Annotated in this window: 7 protein-coding genes; 3 read left to right on the top strand and 4 right to left on the bottom strand. The window is 39.2% G+C overall.

The genetic code is table 11. The features are described 5' to 3' along the window. Positions 1-132: 132 nt before the first annotated feature. Both RIC88_RS06650 and RIC88_RS06645 read left to right on the top strand, forming a co-directional pair. Complete coding sequence (locus RIC88_RS06650) at positions 133-1,380, top strand: CHASE2 domain-containing protein (protein WP_350216733.1); 1,248 nt, start codon at positions 133-135, stop codon at positions 1,378-1,380. A 34-nt stretch (positions 1,381-1,414) separates the two neighbouring features. Further along, entirely contained in the window at positions 1,415-2,350 is a 936-nt protein-coding gene (locus tag RIC88_RS06645; protein WP_350216732.1) for a hypothetical protein, read from the top strand. Between the two features lie 553 nt (positions 2,351-2,903). Here the strand turns inward: RIC88_RS06645 and RIC88_RS06640 are convergent. The 3 genes from RIC88_RS06640 to RIC88_RS06630 are packed head-to-tail and all read right to left on the bottom strand — an operon-like array spanning position 2,904 to position 10,023. Beyond that, positions 2,904-7,103 carry a CHAT domain-containing protein gene (locus tag RIC88_RS06640; RefSeq protein ID WP_350216731.1) on the bottom strand — a complete coding sequence of 1,400 codons (4,200 nt, stop codon included), beginning with the start codon at positions 7,101-7,103 and terminating at the stop codon, positions 2,904-2,906. 50 nt (positions 7,104-7,153) lie between these two features. Further along, the gene (scpA, locus tag RIC88_RS06635) at positions 7,154-9,154 is read right to left on the bottom strand and encodes a methylmalonyl-CoA mutase (protein ID WP_350216730.1); all 2,001 of its coding nucleotides are present in this window, start codon (positions 9,152-9,154) and stop codon (positions 7,154-7,156) included. After that, on the bottom strand, positions 9,154-10,023 hold the full coding sequence (locus RIC88_RS06630) for a methylmalonyl-CoA mutase family protein (RefSeq protein WP_350216729.1): 870 nt from the start codon (positions 10,021-10,023) through the stop codon (positions 9,154-9,156). Before RIC88_RS06630 ends, scpA begins: the two co-directional genes overlap by 1 nt. A 242-nt stretch (positions 10,024-10,265) precedes the next feature. Between RIC88_RS06630 and dnaA the strand changes: the two genes are divergently transcribed. Then, a complete protein-coding gene (gene dnaA / locus RIC88_RS06625; protein WP_350216728.1) occupies positions 10,266-11,654 on the top strand; it encodes a chromosomal replication initiator protein DnaA in 1,389 nt (462 codons plus the stop codon). Here dnaA and RIC88_RS06620 read toward each other — a convergent pair. Then, entirely contained in the window at positions 11,651-13,081 is a 1,431-nt protein-coding gene (locus tag RIC88_RS06620) for a trypsin-like peptidase domain-containing protein (protein ID WP_350216727.1), read from the bottom strand. The genes dnaA and RIC88_RS06620 overlap by 4 nt on opposite strands. Between the last annotated feature and the right edge of the window lie 49 nt (positions 13,082-13,130).

Genomic DNA, 13,130 nt, shown 5'->3' with positions numbered 1-13,130 from the left:
ATTATGTAAGTTTTTATTGCGTAATTTGAAGAAAAAATAGAACTCTTCTAATATGGCAATTGTGATCGTTAGTGATAAATGTTTTAATTGCATATATAATCTGAAACTAACTAACTCACCAACGAATAGACAATGTTTAGAAGATTCTGGCGGGATGTAATCCTGGGAACGTTTTTTATTATAAGCTTAATGGTCTTTTTAGGATCAGTAGCAGCTTTCAAGGTCTTTGACATGTTTGATCCAATTGGGGATGCTTTTGAGGATATGGAGTTCACGGACATCTATTTCTCCCAATTGCTTGACGATCCTATAGCAGATGAGAATGTGGTTCTAGTGAATATAGGGTTAGAGTCAAGGGCTGGAATAGCGATGATGATCGATTCGATTAGTCAGCATAACCCGGCGGTTATCGGAATGGATTCATTTTTTGATTATCCGAAAGAAGATACTCTTGGGGATATGATGTTGATGGATGCATTGAGTAGGGTAGAGAACCTGGTCATGGTAACAAAGGTTTTGTATAATCCACGTACAGATGAAATTGACTCAGTCCATATGTCTTGGCCATGGTTTACGTTTAATGCTGAACCCGCATTTGCTAATCTGATAACAGATGCAGATGTGCAGGAAGATTTGAAAATGTGCAGGGAGTTTTTCCCGACTATAACAACTTCGGATGATTCTGTTCATAAAGCATTTGCTGTGAAACTAGCCTCCTATGTGGCACCTGAAAAGGCTCAGAAATTTATTGAAAGAGGAAACGAAGTAGAAGTAATTAATTACCGGGGTAACGTGCTTGATTACGGAGCTACAAAGTTTGGGAATAAATATTATGCGCTGGACGTAGGAGATGTCTTTGGAAGTAATTACACACCGGATATTATTGAAGGTAAAGTTGTGATTTTTTGTTTTCTAGGTGAATATCTGGGTGATAGGGAAAATTTTGAAGATAAATTTTTCACTCCATTGAATGAGGTGTATATAGGAAGAGCTTTCCCGGATATGTATGGAGGAGTGATTCATGCAAATATTGTCTCAATGATCATGAATGAAAACTATATTTTTTACCTGAAAGATTGGCAGAAAATATTAGTAGGCTTCATAGGTTTGTTTTTGAATATCATGGTCTTCTCGTGGATTTACAAGAAGTTGCCAAAATGGTATGATGGGATAACAAAGATTATCCAGGTAATTGAATTTGTGGGGCTGATTTATCTGATGGTTTACTTCATGGATATCTTCAGTATGAAATTGGATTTAACATATCTACTGTTCGCAGTAGCACTTTCGGGCGATGGTCTGGAAGTATTCTATGGAGTGGTGAAAAATTCACTATCCAGGGAAGGAAGAAAAGAATTATTTAAAGTATCAAGATTATAAATTTTATAAACACCAAATATTAATTGGAACTATTATGAGAAAGTTTGTTTCTATCGCTATCACAACAATGCTGGTCTTTGCTTTTGGATTTGCCAATGGTCAGGGATACACGTTTAGAGTTTTGGCCAATAAGGGTCAGAACCAAGTAAAAAAAGATGGTGCCACTACTGCAGTCGCATTGAAAACCGGAGCTACCCTTAGCGATGGTGATGAATTGATTGCATCTCAAGGCGCTTATATCGGACTAATGCACAAGTCTGGTAAGACACTGGAAGTAAGAACTCCGGGCACTAAGAAAGTAACCGATTTAGCTAAAATGGTAGATACTAAATCTGCCAGCGTATCAAGCAGATATGCTAAATTCTTAGCCAATAAGATGAATGAGAAAGAGGAGCCAAACTACCGGGCTAAATTGAATGCTACGGGAGCGGTTTCAAGAGCTTTGGCCGGTGACGAGCAAATTCAAGTATTGATTCCTGCTGAGGATGCAAGTGTACTTGGAGACAATGCCATCTTAAACTGGGATACTCCGGAAGGAATGGAAGAAAATACGTTCATTGTGACTGTTAAAAACATTTTTGACGAGGAAATAATGAAGGAAGAAGTGATGGGTAATGCTATCGAGCTTGACTTCACTTCCAGCCAAATGCAGAATGAAGAAGGTCTTTGGATCATCAATGTAAAAGCTAAGGAAAACCAGGATGTTACTTCAGGAGATATTGCAATCAAGCGACCTGAAAATCCATCTCAGTACGATGAAGGACTTAGCAGCCTGAAAGCTGAAGTGGATGAAGACAGCCCGCTTAACAAAGTGATCTATGCTTCTTTCTACGAAGAAAATGGATTGATTGTAGATGCTTTGACAGCTATCGAAGAAGCAATCAAAATGAACCCTGAAGTAGATGATTTCAAAATCCTTAAGAAGGACATCATCGAAAGAAATGGTATTAAAGTTTACGAGGAGAAATAAGACTTCCTCCTCATATAGAAACTAATTTTCGAAACCCTGGTCCGGATGGACCAGGGTTTTTTGTTTTATATGATTATAATTAATACTCGTTGCAAACTGCATTAGCGAGAGAAATAATTTCAACTATGAAAGGAAGAACACTCAAGGTTATTTTGATAACCTACTCAATTATTATCACTATAATTTATTTTATGAGTGCTAGTAGATCGTACAAGGAAATTAATAGCTTGAATGATCATAAGCATGAATTAATTGGTGAAATCTCCGATTTAAGAAAGTCTTTGGCAAATAAATCAATTGAGTATGATGTTCTTATTATAAATATAGATTCAATTAGAATGGCACTTAAGGAATGTGAAAAATCTAAGTGATTCGCATTATCCACACCCTAAACATCCTTTCTATTGGGTTTCTATTACGTGACAATCGCTTAAACTTAAGCTCAGTTTTTTTAGCTCTCTAATGCTCTTTTGTAAAGAGTGCCCAATGAATAACCGGATATAAAAAAAGGACACCCAATTGAGTGTCCTTCTTATCTGATTTTTAATGATTCTTAATCCAATCCAATCATCACGAATGGACCCCAGTAGATTGGATCACGATATTCGTTTCGTATTTCTTTCTTCGCATCAATGAATGCCTGACGTTTGTTTCCGGTCTCAATCCACTTTCTATAGAACTTCACCATCAGTTGCTGAGTGGCTTCATCACTTACTTTAAAGAGGGACATGACGATCGTACGTGCTCCAGCGACAAGGAAAGCTCTCTGGAGTCCATAAACCCCTTCACCTGCTTGTACCTCACCAAGTCCTGTTTCACAAGCTGAGAGTACCACTAAATCTGTCTGATCAAGGGTCAGGTTCATTGCTTCATAAGCTGTTAGAATCCCATTGTCAACATTGTAGTTATACTGCGTTTGATTCAGGATATCTCCTGCACCCGCAAGTAGAAGGCCAGTCTTTAAAAGCGGGTTGTCATAAGCTGCAGTTTCGTTATACTCCTGATCCAGGTTTGCTGCTTTGGGGGCCTCTTTAAAGAAACCATGGGTGGCCACATGGAACACTCTTGGATTTGATACTTCTTTAATAGAAGTCTCACTGGCTTGTATCTCTGTGAACTTATCAATACTCCACCCTTTTCTAACCAGAAGTTCATTCAGTTCTTCAATTTCTGCTTTTGTTCCTGGGAGCGGACTCACTACTTCAGCAGTAGCTCTGGTCAAACCTGAAGTCGCTAAAGGCTGTCCGGGTTGGGTTTGCAGATAGAATTGAGGATTTCCGAACATCATGGCATACTCCTTTTCAGCCACCACTTTTGTCCTGATTTTGTTCATGAAAAGGTCCTTTGTATTACTAATCAACAGGATGTTGGAGTTGTCAAGCACATATTTTCCATCCGGTGTAGGTATGGCTTCCAGATTAATTTGGTTATAAACCCCATCCGGAGAAAGGTACAAAGTAGATACGGCACCAACTTCATCCTGAATAGGTTTCCAGTATGATTCATAAGAATACTTATCCTCGATCTTGTACTTAATACTATTGCGGTACGTTTTCAAGTACTTACTCTCAAGATCCTTTCCATTTTCCAAGAGGATCATTTTAGGTTCTGATCTTGGATTACCTTTTACATAAAGCAAAGCATACATCACTGAGTCAGTAAATACATGATCAAAAACCCTGAATCGCACCATTTCTATGGCTACTTCATTCTCGCCTAATGCGCTCTTCACATCCTCCCATAAAACCTGCCTGCTATCAGCACTTTGGGAGAATAGCTCCGATTTTAAACTTATATTCTTTTCCAGTAACTCAACGTCATTAGAAAGTTTAACAGGGTCAATACCATTTTCCACTAAATCCTGAGTGCTCATGGACAAAGCAGCTGTTAGGAGTTCTTTGTCATCAACCCATTTGGTGTACATATCAATGAGTTCTTCGTCATTGCTATTCATGATTCGCTGACGAACCTTAATGGAGGAGTTAAGTAGCAAGGCTTTCGTCAGAAGGGCGTTGTTATACATTTCGCCGATATATTTTGAACTTCTGTTCCTACTTACAATCAGCGTATTGTAAAACTCATAATCGCCTTTTATGGTATTCCAAAACTTTGCTTTTTCACGCTCACTTAGGGCAGGAAAATATTCCCGAATAAAGTTCTTATAGTTAGCCAAAACAGCTTCCATTTCACTTTGAGCATTTTTATAATTGGCTTGCATGAAATAGGTCTTGCTTAGTTTTGACTGAACCTTCACATACTCCGGGTGTGTATTGTTGAATACGCGCTGATATTGCTTTTGGGCGTCTTCATAATAATCCTCTGCTTGCGCATAGTTTTTCTGCTTGTAAAAAATATCACCTTTTAATACCAATGCAGTAGCTGCGTTAATGTTGTTTCGCTTACCTATTTTTTTCTTCCAAATTGCTTCAGCCTGATTGAGATAGGTGAAGGCGAGCGAGTAATTGCCTGCAGCAATGTTGGCTATTGCCATGTTCTTTAAAATCTCAGCGTACGTTGGATTACTTGACCCTAGCTTTTTACCAATGATATTTTCTGCTTCCTGAAATAAAGTTTGAATCTGAGGGAGTGGCTTATCTTGATAAAAATACACAAGTGCCAGTTTTGATGTTGAGTTCCCGACATCCACGTGCTCAGGGCCAAACTTGTCTTTTTGGATTTTGATCGCGTTTTTTAGCAAGGTTTCAGCCTTATCATAGTCACCAATCATGGTGTAAACATCTGCCAACTGGAGTATGGAAGGAACTACTTTTGATGATGTTTCTCCAAAAATGCTTGTAGAAATTGTATTAGCTCTTCTAGCCTGTTGTTCTGCCGCAGTATAATCACCTTTTATCAGGTTTAATCTTGCATTGAGCACAAGTGTTTGATTGAGGTGACGACTTGTATTTCCAAATTGATCTGTTTTTTCTTTTAAAGACTCGTTCAGCAACTCTGCAGCATCCGAATATCTACCAATGCTTGTATATAATCCTCCTAAATCATCCTGAAAGCTCAGGCCAGATGCATCCGTAGTAAGTGCCCCGGACCTACGCAAGTCCTCAGAATCATAAATATGATCCTCTGCCTCGTCATACTCTCCTTTGATTGTAAGCAATTTTGCTTTGGTAATGAAAGCAGAACCGAGGTAGCTTTTAGCTTCATCGGTTTTGACATTTCCTATTATTCGAATAGCCTCATCGATATTCTTGGTTGCCTTTTCATATTCACCAATACTAATTTGAAGACCTGCTATCTTTTCAAGTTCTTTTCCATATTCAATATCCTGATTGTCAAACTTTATCCGAGCAGCCAACAAAGCATCATCCAGGATTTCAGAAGCTTTGCCATAGTTGTCAGTTTCCTGGTAAAATTTTGCCAGGTGATTCATGATGTTCAGGTATTCAAAATGCCCTTTGGTTATTTCCGGCTCTACAATTTCATGGAAACTCTTATCATAGATTTCCTTTGCCTCAGTAAATTTATCCGTATAGTCGACGTAGTAATTAGCGAGTCCTACTTTACTTAAGTGGTATTCCGGGGCATCTGAGCCTAGTAAAAACTCCTTGATCTTAAGAATTTCTGTATCATAAGCTTCAGTATTTTTATGCCGTCCAGCATACAACGCAACCCTTTTAGCTAACTCTAGCAACTCTATTCGCTCTGAGTGGAACTCGGGAATGGTTGGACTAGCGAGCATCTTATTAATCTTATCCTCCATCCTTCTAATGTCCTGATCGGCTAGATCAAAGGTCAAATCCATCTTATCTTCAGCCAGGTTGAAAACACTGGTTTTATCAAACTCTCTAAGTGATTTTTTGAAATCTGCAGCGGTTATTTTTAGTCGGGCATTTTGTCCATTCCGATAGTAAGCCCGCATCAGATTTGCCTGCATGGTCATTACTGTATTGTGTGATAGATCATACTTTCTTACCGCCCAGATGTATGCATCCTCATACAGTTTCGCCTGAGCGTCAATAGACAATCCGTTTTCTTCTAAGAGTTTAGCATTCAAAAATGCATTTTGTGACCATAGCAAGTGACTTTTCTTCAGGTTATCATCAACCCATTGCAGGTTAGTAATAAATGCAGAATCTGCTGACTGATAATCTCCCATGTGCCTAAGTGAGTTGGCTTTTACGATCATCATCTTAGCAAACTCTTCCTTTCTCTCTTCCTGCTCATCCTTGTCACCGGCAGATGACATTGCTCTTTGTAAATAATAGTTGGTTTGCTGATTTACCAATTTAATGGCATCTCTGTAGAAACCTTTTCCAGACAACACCTGAGCCCTCTTCACATCCAGCTCTGCTTGAATATCTTCAATTAATGATCCTGAAGCCTCGAAAGCGGTAGCTGCTTTTGATATAAACTCACCAGCCGTTTTAAAATTTCCATAAGAGATAAGTACACCAGCGGCTTCCATTAATATGAAACCATGTTCCGCACTTTCAACACCATTCACTTGCTCGCTCATAGTGATTGCTTCCTCTAATGGTTTCATGACACTGACCAGTTCCCCCAGCCCAACATTGATTTTAGCTTCTTTCACAAGACCAATAGCATTGTATGGGTTATTGTAGCTTAAGCTTTTGGTAGCTTTCTTTTTTAGCTTTTCAATTTGTTTTCTGGCCTTCGAATAATCACCCGATTCGTATTTTTCGTCGGCTTTCTCAATGTACTTTTGATATTGTGCATTTGTAGTGGTGTAGCATAACAACAGCACTACCACTATGGCGGTTTGGAAATATTTCATTTTCAAATTGGATTTTCTATCGAATAAAGTTATCGAAAAAGCGAGAACTATCAGCTCATCATTTTGTTAAGAATTCTAATTGCTGCTTTAGATATGATTGTACCTGGACCAAAGATGTCTGTAACCCCTTTTGAAAGCAGTCCTTCATGATCACTTTCAGGAATAATACCACCTGCTACAACTAAAATATCTCCACGTCCTTGTTTTTTCAACTCTTCTATCAATTCTGGAATTAATGTTTGGTGGCCACCAGCCAGGGATGAAGCTCCAACAATATGCACATCGTTTTCAATGGCTTGCTTTGCGACCTCTTCAGGGGTTTGAAATAACGGCCCAATATCTACATCAAATCCTAGGTCGGCAAAGGAGGTTGCAATCACTTTGGCTCCACGGTCATGTCCGTCTTGTCCCATTTTAGCGATCATTATTCGTGGACGTCTACCATCAAATTCTTCAAACTTATCCGAAAGCTCGAGTGCTTTCTTGAAGTCTTCATTATTTTTAATTGCAGATGAATACACGCCGGATATAGTTCGATTTGTGGCCTGAAATCTACCAAAAACTTTTTCCATAGCCAGCGAAATTTCGCCAAGTGTGGCACGCTCTCGAGCGGCATCTATGGCCAATTCCAATAGGTTTCCGTTTGATTTCGCTCCTTCTTCAAGGTTTTTTAATGCAAGTTGAGCATTATCCTCATTTCTGGAAGATTTGACACTATTGATTCGATCTATTTGCTTTTTTCGAACCTGATTATTGTCCACAACCAGTAGCTCCATCTCTGTTTTTTCATCGGTGATAAATTTATTTACTCCAATGATAGATTCTTCACCTGAATCAATTCGAGCTTGTTTTTGAGCTGCAGCTTCTTCTATTTTCATTTTCGGGTATCCTGCCTCAATGGCTTTTGACATGCCACCCATTTCTTCAACTTCCTGTATGATTTTCCAGCTATTCCCAATTAAATCGTGAGTCAGCTTCTCAACATGCTTCGATCCGCCCATCGGATCCACCACTTTGGTTACATTGGTTTCTTCCTGCAAATAAATTTGAGTGTTTCTGGCAATTTTAGCCGAGAAGTCGGTTGGCAATGCAATAGCTTCATCCAAGGCATTGGTATGTAGTGATTGGGTGTGTCCGAGGACTGCAGCAAGTGCTTCAATGGTAGTTCTAGCCACATTATTATAGGGATCCTGGGCTGTTAAGCTATAGCCTGAAGTCTGACTGTGGGTCCTCAACGCCATGGACTTTTCATTCTTAGGGTTGAATTCTTTGATTATTCGTGCCCACAATACCCGCGCAGCTCTCATTTTGGCTATCTCGGTAAAGAAATTCATTCCAATTCCCCAGAAAAAAGAAAGCCGTGGAGCGAAAGAATCAATATCTATTCCCGCTTTTATCCCAGTTCTCACATACTCCAGTCCGTCAGCAAGCGTAAATGCCATTTCCAATTCCGCAGTGGCTCCAGCTTCATGCATATGGTATCCACTGATGCTAATGGAGTTAAACTTGGGCATTTTCTGAGAGGTATACTTGAAGATGTCAGCAATGATTCTCATCGATTGAGCTGGTGGGTATATATAGGTGTTCCGCACCATAAACTCCTTCAAAATGTCATTTTGAATAGTTCCGGTGAGTAGTTCCGGTGATACACCTTGCTCTTCAGCAGCTACAATGAAAAAGGCCATTATCGGAATTACTGCGCCATTCATGGTCATCGAGACGGACATTTTATCCAGTGGTATCTGATCGAAGAGGATTTTCATATCCTCCACCGAATCAATAGCTACTCCTGCCTTTCCTACATCTCCTTTTACACGAGGATTGTCACTATCATACCCACGATGTGTGGCTAAGTCAAAAGCAACTGACAGTCCTTTTTGGCCGGCTGCAAGATTTCTTCTGTAGAAGGCATTGGATTCTTCTGCTGTACTAAAACCGGCATATTGGCGAATAGTCCATGGACGAGAAGTATACATAGTGGCGTATGGCCCCCGTAGAAAAGGTGGTGCTCCAGCTGAAAATCCCTCCTGTAAAAACTTTATTTCTTTCATTATTTCAGCTTTTCTTTTACCTCTTGAATAATTCTGTCTGTCAAAACTTCTACATAGTAAGACCCACCGCACTGATCTGAATATTCTTCAATTCCACTTTCTTCACGAATCAGGTTACCTGTATTTCTACTAATCCTTGAATCCCCGGTGACTGTTGAAAAATCGATAGAATGAGTACCACCTAAAATACTGGCGAGACCGGCGGTTGTGTTAACAAACCATTGATGTTCATCAGATTTGTGTTTAGGTACGTTTGTGTGAATTTGAACATCAGATCGATTCAATAAAAATCTTAAAGCCCGAAGCGAAGAAATTTCCAAAAAGAAATCTGAGTAGGCAGTGCGGTAAATATGAGTTTTGTCCGAAAGGCCTTTTAGTATCGATGATATTTGAGAAATCGGGTTCGTTGAAATAGGTGATTCAAAGCAATTCCCCTCTGGAGCACTAAGGAAGCCATTAATTCCCCTTAAATCAAAGGATTTAGATGAGCGTATAGCGATATCACAAATATCCCTGTCCACATTTTTTAAAGCTGATTCAAAATCAACATCCTCGTTCACTTTAAGAATGATTCCATCACAACCACCCATTAATGCTTTTAGAATATTTTTGTTGGTATTTTTTTCATCATCTACTTCTACTTCCTCATAAAGTTTCCACTTGTGTGACCCAATGCCTTCAAAGTAGTCTTGCAAATATTTCAGGTCGTCAAGATCGCTGGTATCATAGTAAGCCTCGAGGTTAATTTCTGCATTGTTTTTCCAGGTCAACTCTCTGTCAGGATCAGCTCCCTTAAGCTGTTTTTCAGCCAATTGCTTCCACTGTTCCTTATTTGTTGCTGGAAATATATCTAAGTTAAGATCTTTCAAAATGGTAGCTTTTGCAATGAATAATTCACGAAATTAGACCAGAAACAGCACCTTAAGAAAAATTGTATTTTTTAAAGAATTTTCAATTGAAAATGCTGTTATTAGAACATAGGAAACTATTTGAAAAAGTCAAGGGGTAAATCCATTTTTTTAAGAAAAAAAAATCAAACATATTTGATGCCCTTTCCGAAAATGAGAGGGTCACCTAAGCCAATATAAACCACTTATAACGCTAATCGAAAATGCATGAATTAATATGGAAAAACTGCCTTGAGTATATAAAAGAGCGGATTCCAAGCCAAAGCTTTAGCACTTGGTTTGAACCGATAAACCCTTTAAAGTCAGAGGGTAACGTTCTTACTATTCAAGTCCCCAGTCAGTTTTTCTATGAGTGGTTAGAAGAGCACTATGTTCATATCCTAAAAGAGGCGATTGCCAAGGAGATGGGGGAGGATGCAAGATTGGAATATTCTGTTGTTGTAGAAAACGAAGAATCAAAGAAAACTCAGCCCACCTCCCTGAAAATCAACCACCTAGCTGATAGGAATGGAAGTAATGCTAATGGCATCAATACTGCATTTATCGACGATCTTAAGAATGAAAATAATTTAAATCCCACTTACTTATTTGATAATTTTATTGAAGGGGATTGCAATAGACTAGGACGTTCTGCTGGATATGCTGTTGCGAAAAAGCCGGGGATTACTTCATTCAATCCTCTTATGATTTATGGTGGAGTAGGTTTGGGCAAAACACATTTGGTGCAAGCGATTGGCAATCACATCAAAAAGGAAGATGCATCGAAGAAAATCATATACGTGGCTTCTGAAAAATTCACGAATCAATTTATTGATTCGTTAAAGAATAATAATGTTCAGAGCTTCATCTCTTATTATAGAGGAGTGGATATTCTTATTCTCGATGATGTTCAGTTTTTGAGAGATAAGGAAAAGACACAGGAAATCTTCTTTCATATATTTAATCACCTTCATCAATCCGGAAAGCAGATCGTAATGACAAGCGATTGTGCACCTAAAGACCTGAAAGGCCTGCAAGAGCGTTTGGTTTCCAGATTTAAATGGGGTCTTACTGCCGATCTTCAACAGCCTGCTTTTGAAACCAGAATGGCCATTATCCAACGAAAGATTCAGGAAGATGGCATTCACATTCCGGAAGAGGTGATCGAATATATTGCCTATACGGTCGACACCAATATCCGGGAGCTGGAAGGAGTGATTGTTTCACTGATTGCCCATGCCTCACTAATGCGTGTTGAGGTAGACCTTGAGCTGGCTAAGAGGGTACTTAAGAACATCGTGAAAGAAATTGATTCAGAGGTTGGGATTGATTACATCCAAAAAACAGTTTCTGACTATTTCCATGTAGGCCAGGATGATCTGAAAGCGAAAACTCGCAAAAAGGAAATAGTGATCGCTCGTCAGGTTGCGATGTATTTTTCCAAAGATTACACCAATCATTCCCTAAAATCAATAGGGTATCATTTTGGAGGAAGAGATCATAGTACAGTGATTCATGCCCTTCAGTCAGTAAATGACATGATGGACACTGATGCGAAATTCAGATATTCTGTAGATGAATTGAAGAAAAAGCTGAAAATGCGTACGGCTTAACGTCTAAACGGAAAGTACACTTTTCTTCCTCTTTCGTCTATTCCGATTACATCAAATCGTCCTCTGATATTTTCAAGGATTTTGGCAAGCTCTTCTGGCTTGTCTATTTCTTTGTTGTTGATCCGGGTGATAATAAAACCTTTAGGAATTCCAAGCCCCGCAAAAAAGCCATTAATCTTGTAATCAATCACTTTTACACCGCTATTGATTCCAAGTAAGTCCCGCTCAACTTTCGACACACTTTCGAATGTAGCTTCAAGGTCTTCTGCAAAATAGATATCTCTTTTTATGATGGAGGTAGTCCCATCGCGATTTGTCAAAATCAATTCCTTATTAAGCATTTCATTATCACGCTCCACAAGCATATTCAGTTTATCTCCAGGATAGCTTTTTGCAATCAACTCCTCAAGGTTTGCTTTATTATTTATTTGCTTCCCGCTTACTTTTCGTATGACATCACGCTTTCTCAAGCCTGCTTTGTCAGCGGCACTCCCATCCTTCACCTCAGTAATTAATACCCCATCTAAGTCTTCAATGCCTATTCTTGAGGCTAGCTCACTGTCAATATCAATGAAGTCAGCACCAGTAAAAGCCTTCTGCACCTCGCCATATTTCACAAGATCATTGAACACTTTCTTTACAATATTGACCGGAATTGCGAACCCATATCCGGCATAAGATCCTGTCCTTGAAAGAATAGCCGTATTAATTCCAATGAGTTTACCTGCAGAGTTGACCAATGCCCCGCCACTATTTCCAGGATTAATCGCAGCATCTGTTTGTATGAAACTTTCGATCGGAAATTTGTCACGCAGGATATTGATGTTACGCCCTTTTGCACTTACTATCCCAGCTGTAACCGTTGATGTGAGATTAAAAGGATTACCAACTGCCAGAACCCATTCACCTACTTTCACTTGTTCAGAATCACCCTTTTCAATGACAGGTAGCTCACCGGAATTTATTTTTACAACTGCTAAATCCGTACTCGGATCTCTTCCGATGAGCTCAGCCTGAAAACTTTTTTTACCTGCAATCACTGTAATTTCATCAGCATCCATAATCACATGATTGTTGGTAACAATGTATCCATCATTTGAGAAGACAACTCCTGAACCACTTCCAACACGCTGTGAAGATCTTGGCTCGAAAAACCAATCCATCCATCCCCCAGTTCTATATTCTATCTCACTGAGTGTTTGGATGAAAACGACGCTTCCAGTGCTTTTCTCTGAGGCCTCAACAAAATTTTCATTAGGTACTTTTGATGGATAGGAAACCGTGCTGATTTGAGGAGTAGGCGATTCCTCCACGATTGGCTGTTGGACAAATTCTTCACTTTCTTTCTTTTTGGTAAATCTATCTACAAGCAGTGCTCCACACATTCCTGCTATCAGGCCAAGTGCTATTGTCTTTATTGTCTTCATGGTCATTTGTTGAAGTTTGCTTGAAATTAAACTGAATCGTCGCAAAAAT

The sequence above is a fragment of the Ekhidna sp. genome (assembly GCF_040220215.1).
Taxonomy (GTDB): Bacteria; Bacteroidota; Bacteroidia; order Cytophagales; family Cyclobacteriaceae; genus Ekhidna.
This window is presented reverse-complemented; position numbering and strand designations above follow the sequence as displayed.